The 23851-nt window shown below is 64.8% G+C and carries 28 protein-coding genes; 19 read left to right on the top strand and 9 right to left on the bottom strand.

Going from position 1 to position 23851, the window contains the following annotated elements:
* Nucleotides 1–21: 21 nt before the first annotated feature.
* The 10 genes from lepB (at nucleotide 22) to E3T38_RS04350 (ending at nucleotide 9477) form a co-directional block, all read left to right on the top strand.
* Nucleotides 22–495, top strand: coding sequence for a signal peptidase I (lepB, locus tag E3T38_RS04310; RefSeq protein ID WP_134546513.1), 474 nt, complete (start codon nucleotides 22–24; stop codon nucleotides 493–495).
* 134 nt (nucleotides 496–629) lie between these two features.
* The gene (locus E3T38_RS16610) at nucleotides 630–767 is read left to right on the top strand and encodes a hypothetical protein (RefSeq protein ID WP_166805414.1); all 138 of its coding nucleotides are present in this window, start codon (nucleotides 630–632) and stop codon (nucleotides 765–767) included.
* A gap of 621 nt (nucleotides 768–1388) precedes the next feature.
* Nucleotides 1389–1727 carry a hypothetical protein gene (locus tag E3T38_RS04315; RefSeq protein ID WP_134546515.1) on the top strand — a complete coding sequence of 113 codons (339 nt, stop codon included), beginning with the start codon at nucleotides 1389–1391 and terminating at the stop codon, nucleotides 1725–1727.
* Between the two features lie 123 nt (nucleotides 1728–1850).
* A complete protein-coding gene (locus E3T38_RS04320) occupies nucleotides 1851–2378 on the top strand; it encodes a PadR family transcriptional regulator (RefSeq protein WP_104198820.1) in 528 nt (175 codons plus the stop codon).
* Complete coding sequence (locus E3T38_RS04325; RefSeq protein ID WP_134546517.1) at nucleotides 2375–3058, top strand: ABC transporter ATP-binding protein; 684 nt, start codon at nucleotides 2375–2377, stop codon at nucleotides 3056–3058. Before E3T38_RS04320 ends, E3T38_RS04325 begins: the two co-directional genes overlap by 4 nt.
* Entirely contained in the window at nucleotides 3055–5274 is a 2220-nt protein-coding gene (locus E3T38_RS04330; RefSeq protein ID WP_134546519.1) for an FtsX-like permease family protein, read from the top strand. Before E3T38_RS04325 ends, E3T38_RS04330 begins: the two co-directional genes overlap by 4 nt.
* A gap of 23 nt (nucleotides 5275–5297) precedes the next feature.
* Complete coding sequence (locus E3T38_RS04335) at nucleotides 5298–5786, top strand: hypothetical protein (protein ID WP_134546521.1); 489 nt, start codon at nucleotides 5298–5300, stop codon at nucleotides 5784–5786.
* Complete coding sequence (locus E3T38_RS04340; protein ID WP_134546523.1) at nucleotides 5783–6766, top strand: hypothetical protein; 984 nt, start codon at nucleotides 5783–5785, stop codon at nucleotides 6764–6766. Before E3T38_RS04335 ends, E3T38_RS04340 begins: the two co-directional genes overlap by 4 nt.
* Nucleotides 6763–7941, top strand: coding sequence for a S9 family peptidase (locus tag E3T38_RS04345; RefSeq protein WP_134546524.1), 1179 nt, complete (start codon nucleotides 6763–6765; stop codon nucleotides 7939–7941). Before E3T38_RS04340 ends, E3T38_RS04345 begins: the two co-directional genes overlap by 4 nt.
* A 168-nt stretch (nucleotides 7942–8109) precedes the next feature.
* Nucleotides 8110–9477 (top strand): NAD-dependent succinate-semialdehyde dehydrogenase, encoded by a 1368-nt coding sequence (locus E3T38_RS04350; RefSeq protein WP_134546526.1) that lies wholly within the window; start codon nucleotides 8110–8112, stop codon nucleotides 9475–9477.
* An 87-nt stretch (nucleotides 9478–9564) separates the two neighbouring features.
* Here the strand turns inward: E3T38_RS04350 and E3T38_RS04355 are convergent, their stop codons facing one another.
* Complete coding sequence (locus E3T38_RS04355; RefSeq protein WP_134546528.1) at nucleotides 9565–11196, bottom strand: AMP-binding protein; 1632 nt, start codon at nucleotides 11194–11196, stop codon at nucleotides 9565–9567.
* Between the two features lie 195 nt (nucleotides 11197–11391).
* On the opposite strand from E3T38_RS04355, the gene E3T38_RS04360 reads away from it, so the two are divergent.
* The 6 genes from E3T38_RS04360 (at nucleotide 11392) to E3T38_RS04375 (ending at nucleotide 14957) form a co-directional block, all read left to right on the top strand.
* Nucleotides 11392–11835 carry a hypothetical protein gene (locus tag E3T38_RS04360; RefSeq protein WP_134546530.1) on the top strand — a complete coding sequence of 148 codons (444 nt, stop codon included), beginning with the start codon at nucleotides 11392–11394 and terminating at the stop codon, nucleotides 11833–11835.
* A gap of 99 nt (nucleotides 11836–11934) precedes the next feature.
* A complete protein-coding gene (locus E3T38_RS17025; RefSeq protein WP_241984301.1) occupies nucleotides 11935–12321 on the top strand; it encodes a hypothetical protein in 387 nt (128 codons plus the stop codon).
* On the top strand, nucleotides 12270–12878 hold the full coding sequence (locus E3T38_RS16920; RefSeq protein WP_241984298.1) for an FAD-dependent oxidoreductase: 609 nt from the start codon (nucleotides 12270–12272) through the stop codon (nucleotides 12876–12878). Before E3T38_RS17025 ends, E3T38_RS16920 begins: the two co-directional genes overlap by 52 nt.
* Entirely contained in the window at nucleotides 12875–13009 is a 135-nt protein-coding gene (locus tag E3T38_RS17275) for a hypothetical protein (RefSeq protein ID WP_255452723.1), read from the top strand. The genes E3T38_RS16920 and E3T38_RS17275 overlap by 4 nt, the downstream gene beginning before the upstream one ends.
* A complete protein-coding gene (locus E3T38_RS04370; RefSeq protein ID WP_134546534.1) occupies nucleotides 13006–13752 on the top strand; it encodes a phosphonatase-like hydrolase in 747 nt (248 codons plus the stop codon). The genes E3T38_RS17275 and E3T38_RS04370 overlap by 4 nt, the downstream gene beginning before the upstream one ends.
* A gap of 2 nt (nucleotides 13753–13754) precedes the next feature.
* Nucleotides 13755–14957, top strand: coding sequence for an alcohol dehydrogenase catalytic domain-containing protein (locus E3T38_RS04375; protein WP_241984292.1), 1203 nt, complete (start codon nucleotides 13755–13757; stop codon nucleotides 14955–14957).
* Between the two features lie 42 nt (nucleotides 14958–14999).
* On the opposite strand, the gene E3T38_RS04380 is transcribed toward E3T38_RS04375, so the two are convergent.
* Nucleotides 15000–15461, bottom strand: coding sequence for a DUF3817 domain-containing protein (locus E3T38_RS04380; protein ID WP_134546536.1), 462 nt, complete (start codon nucleotides 15459–15461; stop codon nucleotides 15000–15002).
* A 378-nt stretch (nucleotides 15462–15839) separates the two neighbouring features.
* On the bottom strand, nucleotides 15840–15962 hold the full coding sequence (gene ykgO / locus E3T38_RS04385) for a type B 50S ribosomal protein L36 (RefSeq protein WP_088455075.1): 123 nt from the start codon (nucleotides 15960–15962) through the stop codon (nucleotides 15840–15842).
* A 46-nt stretch (nucleotides 15963–16008) separates the two neighbouring features.
* Here ykgO and E3T38_RS04390 point away from each other — a divergent pair, with 46 nt between their 5' ends.
* A complete protein-coding gene (locus tag E3T38_RS04390) occupies nucleotides 16009–16992 on the top strand; it encodes a GTP-binding protein (protein ID WP_134546538.1) in 984 nt (327 codons plus the stop codon).
* Nucleotides 16993–17041: 49 nt separating this feature from the next.
* A complete protein-coding gene (locus E3T38_RS04395) occupies nucleotides 17042–17467 on the top strand; it encodes a hypothetical protein (RefSeq protein WP_166805416.1) in 426 nt (141 codons plus the stop codon).
* Between the two features lie 385 nt (nucleotides 17468–17852).
* Here the strand turns inward: E3T38_RS04395 and purQ are convergent, their stop codons facing one another.
* The 3 genes from purQ to E3T38_RS04410 form a co-directional block, all read right to left on the bottom strand.
* Complete coding sequence (purQ, locus tag E3T38_RS04400; protein WP_134546542.1) at nucleotides 17853–18551, bottom strand: phosphoribosylformylglycinamidine synthase subunit PurQ; 699 nt, start codon at nucleotides 18549–18551, stop codon at nucleotides 17853–17855.
* Nucleotides 18551–18835 (bottom strand): phosphoribosylformylglycinamidine synthase subunit PurS, encoded by a 285-nt coding sequence (locus E3T38_RS04405; RefSeq protein ID WP_134546544.1) that lies wholly within the window; start codon nucleotides 18833–18835, stop codon nucleotides 18551–18553. Before E3T38_RS04405 ends, purQ begins: the two co-directional genes overlap by 1 nt.
* A 95-nt stretch (nucleotides 18836–18930) precedes the next feature.
* On the bottom strand, nucleotides 18931–20223 hold the full coding sequence (locus E3T38_RS04410; RefSeq protein WP_241984293.1) for a kynureninase: 1293 nt from the start codon (nucleotides 20221–20223) through the stop codon (nucleotides 18931–18933).
* A 199-nt stretch (nucleotides 20224–20422) separates the two neighbouring features.
* Between E3T38_RS04410 and E3T38_RS04415 the strand changes: the two genes are divergently transcribed.
* The gene (locus tag E3T38_RS04415) at nucleotides 20423–21142 is read left to right on the top strand and encodes a TetR/AcrR family transcriptional regulator (RefSeq protein WP_134546545.1); all 720 of its coding nucleotides are present in this window, start codon (nucleotides 20423–20425) and stop codon (nucleotides 21140–21142) included.
* Between the two features lie 39 nt (nucleotides 21143–21181).
* On the opposite strand, the gene E3T38_RS04420 is transcribed toward E3T38_RS04415, so the two are convergent.
* The 3 genes from E3T38_RS04420 to E3T38_RS04430 form a co-directional block, all read right to left on the bottom strand.
* Entirely contained in the window at nucleotides 21182–22033 is an 852-nt protein-coding gene (locus tag E3T38_RS04420) for a VOC family protein (RefSeq protein ID WP_134546611.1), read from the bottom strand.
* A 111-nt stretch (nucleotides 22034–22144) separates the two neighbouring features.
* Nucleotides 22145–23095, bottom strand: coding sequence for a phosphoribosylaminoimidazolesuccinocarboxamide synthase (locus E3T38_RS04425; protein WP_134546547.1), 951 nt, complete (start codon nucleotides 23093–23095; stop codon nucleotides 22145–22147).
* 14 nt (nucleotides 23096–23109) lie between these two features.
* Complete coding sequence (locus E3T38_RS04430; RefSeq protein ID WP_134546549.1) at nucleotides 23110–23811, bottom strand: FadR/GntR family transcriptional regulator; 702 nt, start codon at nucleotides 23809–23811, stop codon at nucleotides 23110–23112.
* Nucleotides 23812–23851: the final 40 nt, after the last annotated feature.

The following is a 23851-nucleotide window of genomic DNA, read 5'->3' on the forward strand; positions in this document are numbered from 1 at the left end:
GGCCACCGTGGTGCGAGCGCGATGCGCGTTCGCACCACGGTGGCAGTCATCGTTACGTTGGCCTTGCTTTTAGGGTTGCGTCTGTGGGTTGTCGAACCGCTGATCGTTTCGTCCAACAGCATGGAACCTACAGTTCTCCGCGGAAGCATAATTTTTCTGCTGAAGACCGCGCCACCAACGGATGCTTTCACCGCCGGGCGGCTCGTGGTCTTTCAAAGTCCCAAGGACGGTCACACGACGATCAAGCGAGTGATCGCTGTCGGGGGCCAGCGGGTCGATATTCGCGATGCCATCCTGTACGTGGATGGGGTTCGGATCAGTGAGCCCTTCGTGGATCACAGTCGCATCGACGGGACATATTTTGGCCCGGTCACCGTGCCGGCGGGTCACGTCTTCGTTCTCGGTGATAATCGTGCTGTGTCCATCGACTCGCGCGAATTCGGCGCCGTACCGCTGGAAAACTTCGACATGTCACTACTGTGGCCCCAAGAGTAGGCAATGGTGCTCGTAGCTCGAGTCAGACTTCAAACTCACCGGATGCTAATCGACGCGACCTTATTGTTCATGGCCTCTCCCTATCGATGTGACTTCAGCCGGCGGGGAACCGTCTTGCACTTTATGGTTATGGAATGAACATAACGCAGCGGCGGCGGTATCGATGGGCGGCTGGGTTGCTCTTGGTTCAAGGCGTACTTATGGGAGGGGTCGTCTTCATTGGCGCCCTCGTTCTTATCGGTATGAAGATCCCGCAGGCATCCATTGTTTAACATGACCGATATTTTCGCCCTTCCCTATTTGCAGGACAATCTTTATCTCATGATGGCCATAAGCGCGCGATCTGCCCACCTGGCATCCCGCCGACGGACCGGAAAATGCGGCGAGGGGATGTTGCCTCCACCGCTTCACAGCGCGCATTCATCCGAACCATCAAGCGTCTACGAAGGTGGCGCAAAATCAAGCCCTGCATGCAACCTCTTTAAAGAAGGACGTGAAACTCGCTGGGAATCCCAGTAACCGTAGCGTGGCCGCTCGGGTCCCCGTCGGGGGATGGCCGATTCACCTTCCGGCTATCGGTAACGGCCTGCTTCGACGGCGATGGTGCACGACTGATATTTCAGGGCCTCGGCCGGGCTGTCTCAGCGCACTTCACGTCGCACCACTCGCACGGCGCCCAATATCAGCGGTAGGAGCACCCACACCGCAATCGAGACCGTGATGCGTTCGAGGGCGAATGGTGCCGTGGCTCCATTCGCTTGTAACGGCGAGGATGCCCATGGCTGGAAGGAGAACCGAGAGTACCGCTCCGTTAGTCTCGTCGGGGGTCGGGCCTCGCGGAGCGGAGAACCTTTTCGTTGTAGTCCCGGTTTGTGGGGACTAGTTTATGACTCATGGAGCGACTTGAGCCGCGCGCGACGGTGGCCGTACCGGTTTCCGCCCTTGCGCTGGCAGTCGGCGCTGCGGCTTCGTTCGGCATAGGCGATGCAGTCGGGATCCTCAGCGACGCCGCGGAAGGTGTGTCCGTCTTCGCGTGGCTGATGGGTTGGGTGCTTCTCGCCTGGGCGGTGCTCGTCGGTGGAGGCTACGCCGTTCGGCTTGGCCTACGGTCACTTTCTCGGCGGCCGGTATCCCGTGTGCACGTCGCGCTTACCGCCTGCGCTCTCGCGCTCATCGCAGTTGTGCTGGCGACCCATCCAGTCTGGGGAACCGGATCGGCCGTCGGCAGCTGACGGAAGCTCTGTCCTAGATTCGGCGCCGATCTGGTGCGGAGCGGTCTCGCTTGAACGCGCGCTGCTATCGCGTGAACCGAAACGATTGACGCGTGACTATGCACTGTGTGTATAGTCGGGATCTTGGACAACTCTGTGACTTTGCTCGGATTGCTCAGCGTCGAACCCAGCTACGGCTACGACCTCAAGCACACCTACGATCGATATTTCGGGGTGCGCAAGCCTGTCGCCTTCGGTCAGGTGTACGCGACTCTCGCGCGCATGACCCGCGATGAGCAGATTCTTGCACTTGCCGACGAGGCCGGCGGCGGTCCCGACCGCAAGAAGTACCAGGTGACGGACCTTGGCCGCACCCGCGTCTCGCAGTGGATGTTCACCCCCGACGTCCCCTCAGAGACTTTGCAGAGCAACCTTTTTGCCAAAACCATCATCGCCCTTCTGATCAACGACAATGCCGACCGGCTCCTCGACGTGCAACGTATCGAACACCTCGCGCGGATGCGCGAGCTCACTCGGGAAAAGCAGGGCGCAGATGTGATGCGAATGCTGCTGTGCGATCACGCTCTCTTCCACATTGAGGCCGACCTGCGCTGGATCGACCTGACCGCCGCCCGGCTCACCCAACTGCGAAACGAGATCACCCTGCCATGACCGCCCTTATTCAGGCACGGGGCCTGCGCAAGTCCTTCGGCACGACGGATGCCCTCCGCGGCATCGATCTCGACATCCATCGGGGCGAGGTCATCGCTGTGATGGGCCCCTCGGGCTCTGGCAAGTCGAGCCTGCTGCACTGCCTCGCCGGTGTGCTGGTGCCAGACGGCGGCACGGTAATCGTTGACGGTATCACCGTCAGCGCGCTCAACGAGGCTCGCCGCTCGGCCCTGCGCCTGACTGAGTTCGGCTTCGTTTTTCAGTTTGGGCAGCTACTGCCTGACCTCACTGCGGTCGACAACATCACCATTCCCCTGCTGCTCGGGGGCATGAGACGCAGGCAGGCGCTGAAGGAAGCACACGGATGGCTCGACCGCCTCGGCCTTGAGACTGCCGCCGCCAAGCTGCCGGGCGAACTCTCCGGCGGCGAGGCCCAGCGCATAGCGATCGCTCGGGCACTCGTGGCGCATCCGTCGGTGCTCTTTGCGGATGAGCCCACCGGTTCCCTGGACTCCCTCGCCGCTGAGAATGTTCTGACAGCCATGCTCGAGCTCGTGCGACAGGCGGGAACCACCCTTGTGATGATCACTCACGACCCACGCACGGCGGCCTACGCCGACCGCGAGATCATCGTGCGTGATGGCCAGCTGGCCGCAGGTGACCGAGTCGGAATCTCATGAACCCGAGCATCGTGCGTCTAGCCGTGATCGGCAGCCGTGCCTCCTGGGGTCGGCTCCTGGGCATAACCGCCGGTGTCGCGGTGGGTGTCACGCTCGCGCTCTTACTCGGGGGCGCTTATCACGGCCTGGACGCCCGCGACGAGCGGTCGAGCTGGATGAGCGCGTCCGGGGACTACGTGGTCGGCGGCGACACGAGCCCGCGCGCGGTGACCGGCGACCCGGCGTCACTCGGCAATGAGCGAGTACTGCTGGCCTCCACGACTGACCGGCACGAGGGAACACGGATCGCACGCTTTGATGTCGCTGCACCGACAACGTCGAACATCACGATTCCGGGCATCACCGACCTACCGCAGTCGGGGGAATACTATGCGTCGCCCGCGCTTATCGAACGCATTGCGCGGGTTCCAGCCGACGAGCTCGGCGACCGCTTCGGAACACTCACGGGAACCATTGGCGACTCGGGTCTCGCGAGCCCCGAGTCGCTCGTTGTGGTTGTCGGTGCCACTGCGAGCGACCTGATCGAAAGCCCCACCACACAGATTGTGACCGACTTCACGGGCCTGCCCTACCGCGCGAACTCCAGTTACCAAACCGTGGCGATCGTGGGCGCCATTGCTGTGCTGTTCCCAGTGCTGCTGCTGGTGAGTATCGTGACCGGGCTCGGCGCCGCCGCCCGGCAAGAGCGCTTCGCCACACTACGTCTGATCGGCGCCACCCCGCGCACGGTTGCCGCGATCGCCGCGTTGGAGACGGCGGCCACCAGTCTCGTCGGCGCGCTGCTCGGCGTGCTGATGGCCGCGGTGCTCGGCCCGGTCGCCGCACTCGTTGCCGTCGACGACGGCGTGTTCTTTGCCGCAGACCTCGCCGTGACTCCGCTCACGGCTGCCATGGTAGTGGCGATGACCGTCGCGGCATCCGCGGCGACCGCGGGCTGGCGCATCCGTCGTGCGGGCATCGGGCCGCTCGGCCAGACGAAACAGCGACCAGAGAAGACGCCCTCAATGCTTCGCTTGCTGCCCCTCGCCGGTGGGCTGGGCATGCTCATCGCCACGACCCTCGCCGTGCTCGCCGGACTACCAGTTCCGCGCGTCGGAACGCTGATCATCATCGGTTTCACCATCACCACCATGGGTCTGCTCGTGGCAGGCCCCTATTTGACCCTGATTGCCGGCCGCATCATGGCGCGGCGCGGCAGAACGGCGGCCGGAATCATCGCGGGCAACCGCATCCGTCGAACGCCCGTGGCCACGTTCCGCTCCGTGAGTGGCCTCGTGGTTGCCGTGTTCATGGTGAGTGTCTTCGCGGGCGCCGCAACAACCGCCGACCGAAGTGCTGCCCCCAGCGTTGGGCCGGGATTACTCGCCGTCAGTACCCTTATCCAATATCTGGAGCCCAGCTCAGACGCGCCCGACCCCGCCCAAACGGATGCAGAATACGCGCGCCTCGCCGCAATCGCCGGCGTCACCGGGGTGGTCACCGTGTACCGGAGTGACTCGGGTGACGGCCCCGACGTGGGCCGGCTCTTGCTCTCGGCGGATGCCGCGAACGGCCTCGGCCTCGGAGCGGTTCCGTCCGCGGCCGTCGTCTCCGTCAATAGCGATGTCCTGACAGGTGCGCCCGCTGTGTTCACCCCGGCGGAAGCAACCGATGTGGCGAAACTCACGCCGCGCATCCTGCTCCTTGGCACTGACGGGTCAACGGCCGCAGTTGAACGGGCGCGTACGGCGTTGCAGTCAAGCACGATTTTCATGACTGGATGGGTGCCAGCGGGCACCCGAACGGACCTCGCCGACGATCGACTGCAGTCCATGGCGGCCAGTTATGCCACCCTGGCCTACTTGGGTATCGGCGTGGCAACGCTCATTGCCGGGCTCTCACTCGCTATCGCCACCGTATCGGCCATGATCGACCGCCGGCGGATGCTCGCCCTGCTGCGCCTGCTCGGCATGAACCTCGCCGGCCTCCGCCGCATCATCACCCTCGAAGCGGCTGCCCCGCTACTGGCTGTAATGGCCCTGTCGGTCGGGCTCGGCTTTCTCGTTGCAAACCTCATCCTGGTCGGGCTGACCAACGGCGGCCGATCGATCGGCTGGCCCGATCTGCGCTACCTCGGAGCGCTCGCAGCCAGCGCGGTGCTCGCCCTCGCCGCAGTCGCCGTTGCCGCCAGTCGGCTGGGGAAAACCACGGATTTGGCCGCGATTCGCTACGAATGACCGCCTACTGCAGGATGGATCTCATGCGAATAAGAACTGACGAGTCGACTACGGGGGATCACCGCACCCCGCGGGAACAAGCCGTAGCCGCATTTACGGCATTAGCCCTCCCGGTCCGAGTGTCCCTCCCGAGCATCGTGACCCTCGTCGAGCAGTCAAGAAAGACGCACATCTCGATCGCATCCTCGTCGCTGCTGAATGGAACCGAAATTTGTGGTCTCTGGCTTTCGCGCGACACCGACGACCTGATCTTCCACGTCGAAACGGATTCGGAACATCATCGGCAGCAGATTGTCTGTCATGAGTTGGCGCACATGATCTTGCGCCATGACGAGGTGGCCGGCCCGACGTTACACGGAGTGCTCGGAGCGGACAGTTTGGGAATCGCGTTCGGCCGTTCCGATTTTCGCGACGAGTTCGAGCTGGCGGCCGAGGCGCTGGCCGACCTCTTGACCGGCGCCATCCGCACCAGCACCAAGGAGCCCGCAGGCTTCGAGGGAGTTTTCGGATGATGCAACTGATCGTCGCCCTGGCCCTCTGGGGACTCGTGAGCGCGTTGGCGGTCGGTACCCGCCGGCGCACTGATCAGAGCATCCTCTATGCCGCCATCATGATTGCGCTCTCGCTGACCCTGAACATTGACGCTGTGTACTTTGCGGCAGATGGGCTTCTCGGGGGCCGAAACTATGCGGACCTGCCCGCAAACCTGCTCCTTCTCCTGGGTATTTATTTCCTGTCTCGAGCCATTTTGCGCGCATCTGCGCCCAACCGCGCGAACGCGTCGGCCAGGCCGTTTCGGATCGGGGCCATCATCACGGCCGGCCTCATGGTGACGACCTTTGTCTTCATCGACGCGCCCACAACCTCGGGAACGTTCATGCGGGACTTCGGCAACCAACCTGCAGCGGCCGCTTACTCCTTGATCCAGTTCATCTATTTGGGCATCGTCATGGCCCTCACCGGAACGATCTGCCTGCGCTTTGCCGGACGTATGAGCACCCCGGCTCGTCGACTCGGGTTCCGTATCGTGGGCGCCGGTTGTGGCGCGGCCGTTCTGACTGTGATCAGCGTCGTGGGCATGGATCTTGCGCATGTCTTCGGAGCGATGTCGCTGCTTGCCCTGTTTGCGAGTGCCTACGATGTGCTGAACCTGACCGCGATCCTGCTCCTCTGCTTCGGATTATCTCTCCCGCCGATTCTGGGTGGGATAAGCAATAGGTTCAACCGGCGAAAACTGCAGGCGGCTCTCCCCGACCTCACTCGCATCTGGGTCGACGTTTCTGCCCAACACCTCGAGTTGGGCGGCGTGGCGCACCCCAACGCACCAGGTTCGGTTTCACGCGACGTCGACACCGTTGTGCACCGCATGCTGGTCGAGATCCGTGACGCTCTTCTGCTCAACCCGACAGCTCTCGACCGACTTGAGGACGAAGATCTCGCGTTGCTCACAGCGGCCGAGACGCGCATCGGTGCGCAGCGGACATCCGCGTGAGACTCGCTTATCTCGTGGCCGGCGGCGGTCTGGTCGCCGGAGGGCTGGCGATTGCGAGTCTGATGATTGCAAGTCTGGCCGTCGTCAGGCAGATCGTGAGAACGGATGCGCCCAGGCGCGAACGACTCCGCGTTGTCGCGGTCGATGACGTGTCGTCGTCGCCCTACACCGTGACGCTACCGTTGAACGCGGCGACACACGCGCCGGGCCAGTACGCGATCTGGTTCGACTCCGGCCGCGGCTACGCACAGCTCGGGGCAGTCCTGGCCGTTGATGAGCGTGCTTCCATCGTCACGCGTGAGGTCGTCAGCTCGCGCGGCACGCCGCTTCGAGCAGGCCTCTCGGCGAGGTGGAGCGGGGTCGTACCGTCGCAAGCAGCGGATATTGGACTGCCGTTCACCGCCGTCACCGTTTCGACCGAACTCGGCCCTGCGCCCGCCTACCGCTTCGATGCCCCGATCGACCGGCCACCCGCCTCGACGTGGGCGATCCACATCCACGGGCAGGGCGCGAGCCGGGCCAGCCCGCTGCGCGGCGTTCCCGTCGCCCATCGTGCCGGCCTCACGTCGCTCGTGGTCTCGTACCGCAACGACCACGAGGCTCCGAGCTCGCGCGATAGAAAATCGATGCTGGGCCAGACGGAGTGGCGCGATATCGCCGCAGCCCTCGACTACGCCGTGGCCCACGGCGCCGAAAGCATCATTCTCGTTGGCTGGTCAATGGGCGCGATGATCGCTCTGCAGCTCACCCGGTCATCGCAGCATCGGAAGCGAATCATCGGGCTGTGCCTCATCGCCCCGGTCGTGGATTGGCGGTCGACGATTCTCGCCGCCGGCCGCCGAGCGCGCGTGCCGGCTATCGTGACTCGCCTGGCGCTGGGTGCGCTCGAAAGTCCCTTGTGGCGCCGGGCAACCGGACTGCAGGAGTCGATGCACCTCTTAGATCTCGACTGGATCGACAACGGCTCCGACCTCATCATCCCAACGCTGGTACTGCACAGTTTCGGCGACCTCTCCGTTCCGATCGCCCTGTCGCGAGCATTCGCGGATGCCCACACAGGCCTGGTTGAGCTCGTCACCTTACCCCCAGCTCCGCACACACTCGAATGGAACAAAAGTCCCCACCTGTGGGAATCCGCTCTATCCGATTGGCTCTGTCGCGTACAGCTTTCGTGAAGTCTCTGGCGCAGCTCCGAATCAGGCCCGGATCCAACGTTGAGTCTGCAGCTGCCTGTGAGTAGACGACCAGCCCGTTTTCCTGAGCCTTGACAATTGACGCGAACATGATTGGCTCGTATTACGTGATTTTCTCCGGAACAGTAGCCCCGTGAAAGGAGGTGGCTCGTGAGCCACCCCGCCGTTATCAACCCCGCCACCGGCGAGACGATCAAGACGTTCCCACAAATTTCGGGTGATGAACTCGAGCAGGTCATCGCATCGGCAGATAAGGCCCACGTCGGCTGGTCACGGTCGTCCTCGACCGCCGAGCGGGCCGCCCTCCTGCGTCGGGTCGGTGATTTGCATGAGGAGCGTCGCGACGAGCTGGCGGCCATGATCGTGCGCGAGATGGGAAAGCCCGTCGATCAAGCGCTCGGCGAGGTCGACTATGCAGCTGACATCTACCGGTACTATGCCGAGAACGCGCAGGAATTTCTGAAGGACGAACCAATCACCCTGCGCGGCGGCGAGGGTTCCGCCTTCATGCGCTCCAAATCGCTCGGTGTTCTGATCGGTGTCATGCCGTGGAATTTTCCGTACTACCAGGTTGCGCGCTTCGCCGCACCGAACCTCATGACCGGCAACACGATCATCCTCAAGCATGCGTCGCAGTGCCCGGAGTCGGCCGCGGCGATCGAGCAAATCTTTCACGACGCGGGCTTCCCGGCTGGTGCCTATACCAATGTGTACGCGGACAGCGAGCAGGTCGCCACGATCATCGCCGACCCGCGGGTACAGGGCGTCTCGCTCACCGGTTCGGAGGGCGCGGGCGCGGCCGTTGCCGAGGTCGCCGGTCGTCACCTCAAGAAGGTCGTTCTGGAACTGGGCGGATCGGACCCGTTTATTTTGCTGAGCACCGACGACATGGCCGCCGCAGTGGATGCCGCCGTCGCCGGTCGCCTCCGCAATGGCGGGCAGGCCTGCGACGCCGCCAAGCGATTCATCGTGATCGATGAACTTTACGATGAGTTCACGGAGAAGTTCACCGCCGCAATTCTGGCGTGCTCTCCCAGCGACCCGACCGTCCCCGGGGCAGACTACGGACCCATCTCGTCCCTCGCCGCGGCCGAGCATCTCGAGGAGCAGGTCGAGCGCGCAGTCGCGCAGGGAGCCACCCTGGCGACCACGGGCAAACGGTCGACCACCTTCTACCCATCGGCCGTGCTCACCGGCGTCACGCCAGACAACGACACGTACCATGAGGAGTTTTTCGGCCCCGTGGCATTCGTCTACCGGGCAGCCTCCGAGGATGACGCCGTCACCATAGCGAACGACACTCCCTTCGGGCTGGGCTCCTACCTGTTCACGACCGATCCCGAGCAGGCACTGCGAGTTGCCGACCGCATCGAAGCCGGCATGGTCTTCGTCAACCTCGTCGACGCCGGCAGCGCAGAGCTACCGTTCGGCGGTGTGAAAAGAAGTGGTTTCGGGCGCGAACTCGGACACTACGGTGCCAGCGAATTCGTCAACAAGAAGCTCATCCGCATCGGCTGAGCATCGCCGACCTCGGCGGCCGACGCGGCGATTGACGTGTGGCCGCCGACTTTGGGCGACAGTGGCACCACGCCGCAGGCAGATTCGTCACGAGCCCGCCACCGCGGCCCGTAGGGTGCGTTGAGGCTCAACCGTCGCCGCACGTTCTCGTGCGCGCAGGTCCTTACGCAGAATCTTGCCGGAGGCCGACTTCGGAATCACCTCGATGAACTCGACCGCCCGCACCTTCTTGTGCGGGGCGACCCGCTCGCTGACAAAGGCCATGACCTCCTCGGTCGTGACCGCAGACTCAGCCACGGTGACGACGAAGGCCTTCGGTATCTCCTGGCCGTCGGCATCCGCTGCACCGATCACAGCCGCATCCGCGATCTGCGGGTGGGTGAGTAGCAACGCCTCGAGTTCGGCCGGCGCTATCTGATAGCCCTTGTACTTGATCAACTCCTTGCTGCGGTCGACGATGGTCACCTCGCCGAGCGCGTTCACCGTGGCAATGTCGCCGGTGTGTAGAAACCCGTCGGCATCGATGGTCTCGCGGGTGGCCTTTTCGTTATTGAGATAGCCGAGCATCACGTTCGGGCCGCGTACCAGCAGTTCGCCCCGTTCGCTGACCCCGCTCGAGGGAACCTCGATCTCGTCCCCGGTCTCGGTCGAGACGAGCTTGCAGTCCATGTTCGGCACCGTCACACCCACCGAGGCGCGCGACAGGTGCGGAGCATCGATCGGAATCAGGTGACTCACCGGGCTCACCTCCGTCATTCCGTAGCCCTGCAGAATGCGACAGTCCAGCCGGGCAGCGACGGCCGCGGCGAGGGCGCCGTCGAGCGGTGCGGCCCCGGAGAGAATGGTGTGCACGCTCGACAGGTCGTATTTTTCGACCAGCGGATGCTTCGCCACGGCCACCGCGATGGGCGGCGCGATAAAGACGTAGCTGCAGCGGTGGTCCTGGATCATGCGCAGAAATTCGACGAAGTCGAACTTTGCCATGGTGACGAGGGAGGCCCGCTGTTTGAAGGCGAGATTGAGCAGAACCGTCATTCCATAGATGTGGTAAAACGGCAGCAGCGCGAGCACCTTGTCCTCTGGAACGACGCCGATCAGGTCGCGCGCCTGCTGCACGTTCGCGATGAGGTTGCGATGGCTGAGCATGACGCCCTTGGGCGCTGCGGTCGTGCCGGAGGAGTAGGGCAGAACGGCCACGTGCGTGGCCGGGTCGATGGTCACGGCCGGCGCGGCGGCATCCGCTGCCAGCAAATCAGCGAGCGACGGATGCCCCGCCTCGCCATCGATGACCACGATGCGCTCGTCTGGAATGCCCGACGCGTGCGCAGCAGCCTTGGCGCCCGGTAGCAGCGGCGAGACGGTGATGAGCCAGGTGGCGACGGAGTCGTAGAGCTGGCGTTGGATGTCGTCGGGGGTGTAGAGCGAGTTGATGGTGGTGACGGTGGCGCCCGCGCGCAGGATGCCGTGGAAGACGGCCGTGAATTGAGGCGTGTTCGGGCAGAGCAGGCCCACAACCGTGCCGGGACCGACGCCCTCTGCGGCAAGAGCCCCAGCCACCCGGGTGATCTGATCGACGAGAGCGCGGTAGCTGAGCTCCGCTCCGCTGACCCCGTCGATGACGGCGGTGCGATCGAGTTCGGCCTCACTCAAATCGTCGAACAGGTAGTCGAAAATGCTGACGTCGGGAATCTCAACGGGAGCGTAGGGGCTCGTGAACACAGGGATCTCCTTTGATCGGATGTGGCTTGCCCACGCTACCGCCCTGCGCTGGCGCGAAACTGTGCATATGACCACAGCCACGCTCGTTCACTTGCCGCTGCCCGTTCACCTGCTGGTTACCCGGCGCACCATCGTTGTTGGCACGGTCTGCTTAATGTGACTAAACGTAATGGCCTCGATTTAGGAAGGTTTCACGTGGCAATCTGCAGCGCTTTGTCCCGCACCTCTGCGCGGACCGGCACGACGGTGCTCGCTGCCGGTGCCGCCGCTCTGCTCATGTTCAGCCTCACCTCCTGCTCAGCGGATACCGCCGACGCGGCCGGCAACGATGCGGCCGGCGTACGCTTCGCCGAAGACAGCGAGGTCGCCAAAAGCGACAGGGTGAAGGTCATGGCTGAGACCATGGTTCCCGGTGCGCCCATTGTTGTCTCGGACACCCTCCCGGCCGAGCTGAAGACCCAGCTCACCGAGGTGCTCGGTGAGGTCACCATAGACGACATCATCGCCTCGGGCGTGACGAGCGCCGATACGCAGGCCTTTCGCGACACGTTCTTTGCCACAGAGCCGGTGGACGACCAGCATTACGACACCATTCGCGACATTTGCGTGAAGACGTCGGCCTCGCAGTGCCAGGGGTGACCCAGCCTTCAAAAGCGATCACCGGTCCCGCCGTCGCGGCGGGAACGGTGATCGATGTGCGCGGTGTCACCAAGACCTTGGGCGAGACAACAGCCCTCCATGACGTGTCGCTCACGGTCGCTGACCGTACTCGACAACGTGCTGACCGGAGCGCTATTCCGAGTGCGCGGCCCGCGACTCGGCCCGGAACAGGCGCTCAGGGCCGCCGGTGCCACCCGGCTGCAGGTCTACGCCGGTGCTATGGTGCGCCAGGGCATGAAGGCGCTGATCGGTCACAGTTTCTACATGCTGGGCACCAATATTCGCGCGGCCACCATACTGGGCCTGGTCGGCGGTGGCGGGGTCGGGTACTACCTCCTGAACGCCGGGCGGGAGCCATCGGCGGGGCATCCGTTCGAAATTTCGGGCATCTGCGTTTCACCCCGCAGAGCGGCCTGGCGCGTGAATTTGCGCAGGGATCGCGCCCACTGTGGCTGCGCCTGGTAGCGGATGCCCGTGTCTGGCTGCGCGAGTCGGGCACGGTCGTCCTCGCCCGGCAGGATGACGAACTGGCGGTCCTGAACGAGCTGGCGGTCCAGCGGGGAACCGAGTCGCTTTTCGGCCCTGGTCAACCCGACGTGGTGATGCGGAGCGCTGCCGAGGTCAGCGCTCGTTTGCCGCTCGCCCCCGGCACGGCCCGGGACGGGGCGATGCTTGCGTGGGATCTTCAGGTCAATCCGCGCCAGGCCGGAGCCGGCCTTGCCGCGTACCTGGCCAGTCGGGGCGTCGAATTTCGCTACCGAACCGCGGTGACTGCCGTGCATCCTGGTCGGGTCACAACGACCCGGGGTGCGATCGATGCCGGAACGGTCATCGTGGCGGTCAACCATGACATCGACCAGCTGTACCCGGAGGTCGCGGAGCGCGACGGCATGGTGCGCTGTGGCCTCGACATGCTGCGCGTCGACGCAGGCCTGCGCGCCCCCCTGCCGGCGCCGACTTTCTCATCGACCAGCCCGAACCCGGCGTCTGTCTCGTCGCGGCAACCACCGGGATGGGTATGACGACCGGACTCGGACTCGGATTCGGACTCGGTCTCGGTCTCGGTCTCGGTGTCAGTCTCAGTCTCGCTGAGTACGTCATCGCAACCGTGTGCGATTCACCCATCTCCCTCACCCTGAAAGGCACCCCATGAGCACCGCACCTTTTTCCCTTGATCTCGATCTGGACGATTTGGACACCGAAGACGTTGACGTCGAGCTCGTCGTCTTCGACATGTCCGGCACCACCGTGACCGACGACGGACTGGTCGAGCGGGCGTTCGCGCTCGCCGCCGAGCGCAGCGGATTGACGGACACCGCTGATGAGCTCGCGGAAGCCATCGAGTTCGTGCGCGAGACCATGGGGCAGTCCACACTGGATGTCTTTCGCGAACTGACCGAGTCCGAAGAAGCGGCCGTCGCCGCGACGGCCGAGTTCGAAACCGCATATGACGAACTCGTCGAACAGGTCGGGGTGACGGCGATCGCGGGTGCGGCCGACCTGTTCCAGGAACTGCGGGACGCCGGCGTGAAGGTGGCCCTGGTAACGGGATTCTCTCGGGCGACGCAGGACACCCTCATTGACTCACTCGGTTGGGACGACCTCATCGACGTAAGTCTCTGCCCGGCCGAAGCCGGCCGTGGCCGCCCCTATCCCGATCTGCCGCTCACTGCGCTGTTGCACGCCGGGGCGTCGAGCGTTGCTGCCATGGTTGTCGTCGGTGACACCGCGAGCGACATGCTCTCCGGCCAGAGCGCCGGCGCCGGCCTGATCGTAGGAGTCCTGACCGGCACACATGACACCGCCACCCTCGAAGACGCCGGGGCCGACGTCGTCATCGAGAGCGTCGCCGACCTCGCCGAACTGCTCGGCCTGCGTGAGGAGACGATCGAGTAGTCATGACCGAACACGATCCGGTCGCTGAACACATGACGCTGCCCGCCCTCACCCTCGGAGTCGGTCGTGAGGTGGTCTTGCCGCGCGCCGCGGAAGCTATGGTCTGGTCGGGCGTTGGCCAGCCGCTCGCGTGCGTGGCGGTACCCGGCGTGCTGCTGCGGCCCGGCGACGTGCTGGTCGAAGTGGAATTGGCCACGGTCTGCGGCTCAGACGTACACAGAGTGCTCGGTCACCGTTCGGCCGCTAAACCGCTCGTGCTCGGGCACGAGCAGATCGGCCGTATCGTCGCCGTCACCGAACGGTCATATGCCGCAAATGGAATGCCGCTGCGGGTTGGGCAGCGAGTGGTCTGGTCGGTCGCCGTGAGCTGCGGAACGTGCCCGCGCTGCCGCCGTGGCGTGCCCCAGAAATGCCTCGAGCTGGTCAAATACGGCCACGAACGGATGCAGCGGGGCTGGGAACTGAGCGGAGGTTTCGCCAGCCATGTGCAGGTGCGCGGGGGGACGGCGGTCGTCGTCGTCGACGAGCAGGTTCCCGCCACGGTTCTGGCACCGGCCTCCTGCGCGACCGCCACGGTTGTCGCGGCGCTGGGGGCGGCATCCGCTCTCGTGCCGCTGGCCGGGGCTACCGTCTTGGTAATCGGTGGCGGAATGCTCGGGGTCACGGCCTGCGCGATGGCGACGGATGCCGGGGCGCTCGTGCTCGTCAGCGACCCCGATCCGGCTCGCCGACAGCTCGCGCTCGCGTTCGGGGCCGCGGCGGTCGCGGACCCTGGGGCATCGCGGGAATCGCCGACCGGGGTGGCGAGCGTGCTCGCCGCGCTCCAGGATGCGGGGGCTGCCGAGCCGACGATCGCCCTCGAACTGAGTGGCGCCCGACTGGCCGTGCACACGGCGATAGACCTGATCGGTATCGGCGGCGTGGTCGTGCTGGTCGGCAGTGTCTCACCGGGGGAGCCGCTGCTGCTCGACCCGGAGTCGATCGTGCGCCGCCTGATCACCGTGCGCGGCGTGCACAATTACACGCCGGACGACCTGCAGCAAGCAGTGACGTATCTCAGCGGAGCGTGGCATCGGCATCCGTTCTCGGCTCTGGTCGGAACGACGTTTCCCCTCGAGAAAGCGGATGCCGCGCTCACGCTGGCCGCCACCGCACGCCACCCCCGTGTCGGCATCACCCCGCAGCAGCCAGCGACGCTCGGCTGACCGGCCCCGCGCGTCGGGTGCGGGGGATCATGGCGCAGAACGCTAACTGATGCTGCCGGGCGGACCGATCGAAAGCAGCGTGGCCATGATCGACACCAGGGCGATCCCCATGATGCAGGCGAGGAGCACCGGCCGAGCCAGCATCCAGCGGAGCAGGGCGCTGACCCGGGTGTGATCTCGCGGGTCGGCGGTGCGGGTCTGCCGCCACTCTCCGTTCAGCAACCCATTCTTCTCGAATCGGCGGTCGAGAGGGATCGTGCCGAAGGGAACGATTGCGGCAACCATCGCTATCGCGGTGAGCCGAAAGCTCCAGTGCTGGTTGACGCCCACCAGGAGGGCTGTCATCCCGAAGGCGATGAAGACCAGGCCGTGCACAAAGCCGCCGATCTGCACCCCAATCTCACCGACCTCAAGAACGTACTTCATGAGCATCCCGGCGATGAGTAGTGCCCAGGTAATGGCTTCGGCGATAGCGACGGAACGGAACAGCAGACGCGGGGTCATGGTGACTTTCGACTCGTGGCGGGGTAGGAGACATCCATCGTTGCAGCCGCGCCTGAATAAGCCCCCGATCCAGACGTCCTGACCATTCGCCGAAAAACCCGCGGGACTGAGATTTTGCACTCGCGCAAAAACGCAGTATGCGCTCGAATTGTGTTCGTGATGGTTACATCGCACCTCGGGCTGCGGCTCTGCCGACCATTGTCGGCGAACTCAGTCACGTCGACCAGCATGCTGCTCGTCTACGGCAAGCTCGGCGACCACCGTCATTCGAACGCGCGCTTCGGCCGCGCGCTTCGGCCGCCGCGTCGATGCCGTTGGGGGCTGGCTCGGTTCCTACGGCGGAGAAGACTCGACCGGTGACATCTCGCGGTTTCCACGCTAACCCTGACGGGCTTTCAAGCGTGGGTTTTTCTTGTTGATCACGAACACTCGTCCCCGGCGATGCACGATCTGTGCGCCCGGGAGTTTCTTGAGCGCTTTGAGTGAATTTCGAACTTTCATAGCCACCTCGACTTATTGATAACAATTATCAATTAGAGTAGCAGCCATGAACCCGCCACGTATTTTCACCGTGAACCTCATCAGCGGACTGCCCGGTGCCGGCAAATCATCCATAGTGCGAGCCAGCGGCGCAACCTCGCTCAGCCTCGCCGGTTCCGGGCGAAGCGCCGTATCCGAAGCTATAGCCAGCATCACTCGGAGTGACGTGATGTTGGAGATCCACCCGTCCGCAGTACCGATCGAGGTGGCCGTGTCGGTTATCGCTGCTGTCGACGATGGTGCTCTGGGACCCGATGTTGGAACGCTTCGCCTCGGCAATTTAGTGAGCGTGCTGGACGCGTCCACGTTCTGGGAGGACCTTCGCAGCGATGCTCCTGCACCGGTTCCTCCGAGCTCCTCCCTCACGCACGGAGAGCACGGAGAGCACGGAGAGCACGACCGCACAATTGCCGACGCACTGGTCGAGCAGATCGAATGGGCCAGCGTCGTGGTCATCAATAAAACTGATGTGTCTAGCGCCGCCGACTGTACTGACCTGCGTGACTTCGTACGTCTGCTCAACCCGGCCAGCCACGTCGTGTTTGCGCAACAGAGCCCTGGCTGGCTTCGACAGCTCAACGGTGAGGGCCTACTGGCCAGGAGCAATACCGGGCTCGGATGCGTTGTGTACCGGGATCCCCGGCCGTTCCACCCGGGCCGGTTAGCTCGATTCCTCAACGATATGACGACCGCATCGGGTGAGATATTACGTTCTCGCGGCCTGTTCCGCCTCGCCTCCCGCCCCGACATTGTCGGTTCGTGGAACAGCGCCGGCCCCACCATCGGTTTCGAACCGACCAGCAAGGGCAGCCACGACCCTGAGTCGCCGTGGGGCCAGGAAATTGCCTTCTTCGGCAAAGACCTCGACGCAGCCACGCTCACCACCAACCTCGACGCCTGCCTACTCACCGATCGCGAATTTGTCAGCGGTCCCAGCGAATGGAAATGCCTGGCCGATCCTTTCCCTGCCTGGGACCTGGATTCGAACTGACGCTTCACCGAGAAAACATTCGTACGACACAACAGAATGGAGTGCCACCATGAAACACACCCAAGCTTCGTCCCCGATCGAACAGGGAGCCAGCGGCCCACTGGTCGCCGTGTGTGCGGGGCATCGCTGCAGTGCGCTCCACCGACTAGCTGCCGGTCAAGATGGTGCTGACCGCTTGCGGTCGACGGTTATGACCGGCACAGGCGGTGTCCTTGTCTCCACAGAATGCCTGGGCGCCTGCGCCGGGGGAGCGATCGCGGCGGTGGCCCGGCGTGAGGGAAACACGGGAGTCACCGGGCCGTCGGTGTGGCTGGGTGGAATAGACCAACCCGCCGCCCTGGACGCCCTTCTGGCCTGGATAGCGTCCGGCGGCCCGACACGCATCGACGAACCGGCACTGAGCATGCCACCCGTGCTGCACAGCGCCATCCTCGGGATCGGCACACCCATCCGTGCACACAGCCCTCTGCACTGACTTTCGGGCCGTACGGCTGTGGCACTGAGCGGGGTCGCACTCGCACCAACGCACGAGGCTCCCGCCGATTCACCCACGGAGCGTGTGCGACCCGGCCCCGGTAGGCGACGAGCGAGGGCGCCGAGGATCTCCCGCAAGACACCAACGATCCCGCCGATGTCCAGCACCGCAGAGTCCTCGTGAGCCGGTCGGTGGGCGCAGGATATTCACGCCCATGAATCAAAAGGATGTCGATCGGAGACGGACGCGCACCGTAAATTATTACCGCTTAGGCCGGTTGGAACAGGGTGGGTGACGCCGGTGTCTGACCGTCGGTTGTCGAATATCACTCCCACGCGGCGCGAGCTCGACGCACACGGGTGGCAGGCTGTGGGAAGGGCATCGGCTAGCGTCCGACGAGCGCCCGCGCAATCACCGAGGTGAAGAAGGTGAGACCGTCGACGCCGCTCGCCATGGCGTCGTCGGTGTCGGGGCCGAACCCGGCCTCAACGGCGTGCTCGGGGTGTGGCATGAGGCCGACGACGTTGCCGCGGGCGTTGGTGACGCCGGCGATGTCGTTCAGTGACCCGTTCGGGTTGCCGCCGATGTAACGAGCCACGATGCGGCCCTCGCCCTCGAGCGCCCTGAGGGTCTCGTCGGAGGCCATGAACGCGCCCTCGCCGTTCTTGAGCGGAATGACGATCTCGGCGTTGGCGGCGAAGCCCGTCGTCCAGTCGCTCGTGTTGTTCTCGATGCGCAGGCCCTGGTCGCGGCAGATGAAGCGGCCCCTGTCGTTTCGAATGAGGCCGCCGTCGAGCAGGTGGGCCTCGGTGAGCATCTGGAATCCGTTGCAGATGCCAAGCACGGGCATGCCCTGGTTCGCTGCCTCGATGACTTCGGTCATGATCGGCGAGAGGCTGGCAATGGCGCCGGCCCGCAGATAGTCGCCGTAGCTGAACCCGCCGGGCAGTACCAGGGCGTCAACGCCGTGCAGGTCATGGTCGCCGTGCCAGAGTGCCACGGCGTCGGCGCCGGCCAGGCGGATCGCGCGCGCTGCGTCGCGATCATCGAGCGAGCCGGGAAAGGTGACGACGCCGATGCGCATCAGGCGACCGCTGACGAAGGAGCGTCTTGCACGTGGATGCCGACGACGTCCTCGATCACGGAGTTTGACAGCACCGAATCTGCGAGCACGCGCACGGCGGCCAAGACGTCGGCATCCGCGGCGCCATCGATGGAAATCTCAAAGCGCTTGCCGACGCGCACGCCGCTGATGTTGGCCAGCGCTGTCTGGGTCTGACCGAGGCGACCGAGGGCGCCGGCGACGGCCTTGCCCTGGGGGTCAAGCAACTCGGCCTTGGGCATTACTTCGACGACGATCGTTGGCACTGGGCACTCCGCATACAGTCTGGGGCTAATAGTCGTGGCAAATCACTGCAATTCTACAGGCCGGGCGGGCTGCACCGGCCCGCCTCGGTGTCGGCCTACTCGGCTACGCCGCTTCGGCCGAGCAGAATGCCGCGCAATACGTCGCGCACTGCGGCCACCCCGTCGTAGGTCTCGACGAAGCTCGTACTGAGCGGGGCGAGGCCGAGCCGCAGCCCGTTGGGTGCCCGAAAATCTGGAATCACATCGTTGTCCCACAGAATCTTTGTGACCTGGCGCATCAGCGGATGGTTGATGGTCACGTGCCCGCCGCGATGGGTCTGCTCGCGCGGCGAGGCGACGGTGACCCCCATCGGCGCGAGCCACGCATCAACGAGGGTGATCGCAAACTCGGTCAGCGCGACCGACTTGGCTCGTACCGACCCGATCGTGGCTTCGCCCAGCAGGGAAATGGTGTCCTGCATAGCGAGCATGCCCACCACGGCAGGCGTGCCGCTCATGAATCGACGGATGCCGGTGGCCGGCCGATACTGCGGCCCCATTTCGAAGATGGCTTGCGAACCCATCCAACCTTGAATCGGCTGGATCAGCACAGCCTGCAGGTCGCTTTTCACATACCCGAAGGCCGGAGCGCCCGGGCCCCCGCTCAGGTATTTGTAGGAGCAGCCGACCGCGAGGTCGACGTCGCAGTGGTCGAGTTCGATCGGAACAGAGCCGACCGAGTGGCTCAGGTCCCAGAGCACGAGGGCATCATACTCGTGGGCAACGGCCGTGATGGCCTGCATGTCGGCGAGGTAGCCGGAACGGTAGGCCACGTGGCTGAGCAGCACGAGCGAGGTTTGTGGGCCGACGACGCTGCGCACTTGTTCGGCGGTAACGCCGCCCTCGGTATCGGATTCGATCCAGCGGAGCGTCAGGCCTCGCTCGCGCGCTATCCCTTCCAGAACGTATCGGTCGGTGGGGAAGTTATCGCTGTCGAGCACGATTTCGGTTCGGTGCGGCCGTGAATCCACGGCGGCCCTGGCCAGTTTGTAGAGCAGCACGGTGGTCGAGTCGCCGATGAAAACCTGGCCGGCTTCGGCGCCGAGGCAGGCCAGGCCGAGGTCGTCACCGATCTGCATGGGCAGGTCCATCCACTGCTCGTCCCATCCGCGAATGAGTCGGGTGCCCCAGTTTTGCGCGAGAAAGTCGGCGATGCGCTCGGCGCTGGCCCGCAGCGGCCGGCCGAGGGAGTTGCCGTCGAGGTAGGAGCGCGGGTTGGCGGTCTCGGGGTCGGTGTCTGTTCCCAGAAATCTGGCGCGATAATGTGCCAGGCCGTCAATGCGGTCCATCCGCCGGGCGAAAGCGAGGGGGACGTCGAAGCCGGTCGCACCGTTCATCGTGGGTGTCATGCGAGAACCTCGAGTTCGGGGTGGGGGGTAATTTTCAAATCTTTTCTTGAAAATCGGTCACGATCTCGGGGTCGAATTCGCGAGTGTTGTTCTTGGGAGCCATCGGTTTCCATTCGGCTTGTCCAAATTGTGCGCAGGTTGCGACTGCGGGCGCAACACCAAGGCGAACCGAGCAGGTCAAAGTTCTAGACTGGAGCGCATGACCCCGCCGACCCGAAAGCCCCAGGATGGCGTGTCAGCCCCGTCTTTGCCCGAGCGAACCGCGCCGCTTCCGCCCCGTCGCCGAGACGCCCGGCTGAATCGAGACCGTCTTGTTGTTACGGCTCGTGCCCAGTTTGCGCAGTATGGAATCGACGCCTCGCTCGAGGAGATCGCGCGTCAGGCCGAGGTTGGTGTGGCGACTCTCTATCGCAACTTTCCGACCAGGGACGACCTTGTGCGTGCGCTCTATGACCTCGCGCTCGCCGAATTGCACGCCGTGCGCGGGGAGATCGAGGCGGCGCCCAACGCGTGGGAAGCGCTCGTCATCTATACCGAACGGGTCGCGGAATGGCTCGTCGCCGACCCGGCGCTGCCGCCGATTCTGCGGCGCATGGCCCAGCTGGACCCGTCAGCCCGACCCGCCGCCGAGTTTGACGGCTTCATCGCGAGTCTCGTGGCCCGCGCGAAAAAAGATGGCACGTTGCGCCGAGATGTCGACGCGGTCGACCTTGCTGTGCTCGTCACCATGGTCGGATCGCTGGGTGGCCTCGGCGCCGGCTATGCCGGCCAGTGGCGTCGTCAGCTCTCCATCGTGCTTGACGGCCTGCGTGCGGCCGACGCGCCCCGGCCCAAGCTGCCCGGCCGCCCACTCAACGTCAAGGATTATCAGGCCACCGTGCACGGGCTCACCCGCCGCACCGCCCGCGCCGCCCGCTGAGTCACCGGGTGCTGTCTAGCGTAGGCCTGCTGCGAGCGCCTAGACCGTCGCGACCGGGTTTTCAGCGGATGCCGACGTGCTGGCGCGCACGCGGATGCGGTTGGCCCATGGGTCGTCAAATGCGAGGGTCTGCCCGTCGTGACTGGTGCCCACTTTGTAGTGGGACATGCGCTCGTTGAGGGCGCCGATGTCATCAGCACCGGGCACGATGATGCTGATCTCGCCGAGGCCCAGCGCCAGGCGACGTTTGCCGGTTCCCGAGCTCTCCCAGGTGTTCATAGCCATGTGGTGGTGGTAGCCCCCGGCCGAGACGAACAGTGCGGAGGGGCCGAAGTTCGCGGTCGCCTCGAAGCCGAGACGGTTCACGTAGAACTCGCGAGCGGTCGCGACATCTCCGACCGAGAGGTGCACGTGACCGACGATGGCGTTACCCTCACTCGGCTCGGCCGACATATGCTCAGAAATGAATGCATTCGGGTCGAGGTGGAGCGAGGCCATTTCAACCTGGCCGTGGGCCCAGCTCCACAGGGAGCGGTCGCGGTCCCAGTACAACTCGATGCCGTTTCCCTCAGGGTCGGTGAAGTAGAAAGCCTGGCTGACCAAGTGATCGGCACTGCCCGTGAACGTTCCCGGGGACTTCGTGCCGATCGAAAAGACGGCGGCGGCGAGATCGGCCTGCGTGTTGAAGAGAATGGCCGTGTGGTAGAGCCCAGCCGAGCGCCGTTCGGCGGCTGCGAGCTCGGGCGCGTGCTGCAGAATGACGAGCGGTATCCGGCCACGCCCGAGCACGGCGACCGGCCCGTCGTGGCTCTGTATTTCGAGCGTCACGATGTCGCGGTAGTAGGCCAGCATGGTGTCGAGGTTGCCCACGCGCAAAGTCACCGCGCCCATTCCGGTTTCGGCGGCCAGCAGGTCATTCACGCGGGGAGTCACAGTTGGCACAACTCAGGCGCTGCCGAAGCTATTCCGCTATCCGAAGGTATCCGTACCCCGGTGTGCGGCTCAGGCGCCGGTAAGGCGCTCGAGCAGTTCGCGATAGCGGGCCGCGGTCTGCTGCACGATTTCGGCCGGCAGCTCGGGCGGAGCACCGGTACCGTCCCAGTGGGCGGCGAGCCAGTCGCGCACGATCTGCTTGTCGAAGCTCGCCATGCGCTCGTCGGGTGTCGTGCCCATGTGCCAGGCTTTTGCGTCCCAGTACCGACTGGAGTCGCTGGTGAGCACCTCGTCGGCGAGCACGGTCATGCCGGTCTGCCGGTCGGCGCCGAATTCGAACTTGGTGTCGGCGAGAATGACGCCGGCCTTCTCGGCGATCGCCCCGGCGGTGGCGAAGAGGGTGAGGGAGAGGTCGCGGAGCTCGGCGGCAATGCCCGGCCCGACGAGTTCGATCGTGCGTTCGAACGTGATGTTCTCGTCGTGTTGGCCCAGGGGAGCCTTCCACGCGGGGGTGTAGATGGGTTCCGGCAGGCGGTCGCCGTTCACGAGGCCGGCCGGCAGCGCGATGCCGCACACCGACTGCGACTGGGCATATTCCTTCCAGCCACTGCCCGTCAGGTAGCCGCGCACGACGCACTCGATGGGGTACATGTCGAGGGTGCGGCAGAGCATCGCCCGGCCAGCGGCGGGCGCGGGGATGAGCTCGCGCACGGTGCTGCCGACCTGTTCGTGGTCGGCGACGAGGTGATTGGGGATACCGGTCAACCGGTCGAACCACCACAGGCTGAGCGTCGTGAGCAGCTCGCCCTTTCCCGGGATGCCCGGCTCCAGCACATGGTCGAACGCGCTCACCCGGTCGCTGGCGACCACGAGCACCCGGGAGGCGCTCATCAGGTCCGCCGGGGCATCCGTCGTTCCGTCGGTGGGAATATAGAGGTCCCGCACCTTGCCCGAGTAGGCATGCAGCCATCCGGGCAGATCGCGGGCGACGGATGCTGTGGGCTGCGCGGATTCGGTCACGCTTGTATTCTCTCTCACTTCAGCAGGGCAACGTCGGAGACAAGCTCGATATGCGAGAGCATCGCCGCGCTCGCGGCCGTGACATCCTGCGCCCGGATCGCCGCGATGATCGTGAGGTGCGAGGCCAGGGACTGCTCGGGCCGGCCCGGCTGGGCCAGGGACTCCAATCTCGTTTCGAGAATCATCTCGGCGATGAACGTCATGAGCTGGGCCAGTACGGGGGAGTGGGCGGCGGCCGTGACGGCCTGGTGAAAGAGCTCGTCGCCGTGCGCGCCGCGGTCGCCGACCGCGATTTCCTCGCCCATGATCCGCACGGCGTTCTCGATCGCCGCCAAGTCGGCATCGGTTCGCCGCAGCGCGGCGAGCTCGGCCAGTTTCACCTCGAGGGTGCTGCGGGCCTCGACGATTTCCGGCAGCCGGTTTCGGTGGTCGCGGAGTCCCTTGATCACCGTTGCGATGCTGGGCCGGTACACGAGCACGGCTCCAGTGCCGTGCTGGACATCGATGACTCCGAGCACCTCGAGGGCGACGAGCGCCTGCGCCAGGGTGGCGCGGGAGACGCCGAGACGTTCCGCGAGATCGCGTTCGGCGGGCAACAGGTCACCAGGGCCCAGGTGAGCCGACTCGATGTAAGACAGAAGCTGCGCCACGAGCTGTTCGTACAGCCGTGGTTTCGACACGCGCGACAGGGGCTGGGGTTCTAGATCCTGGGCCACGCGTGTACCTCCCGCATCGAAGTGTGACCCTAGGGTACAC

This window comes from Cryobacterium sp. Hb1 (assembly GCF_004403585.1).
Lineage (GTDB): Bacteria > Actinomycetota > Actinomycetes > Actinomycetales > Microbacteriaceae > Cryobacterium > Cryobacterium lyxosi.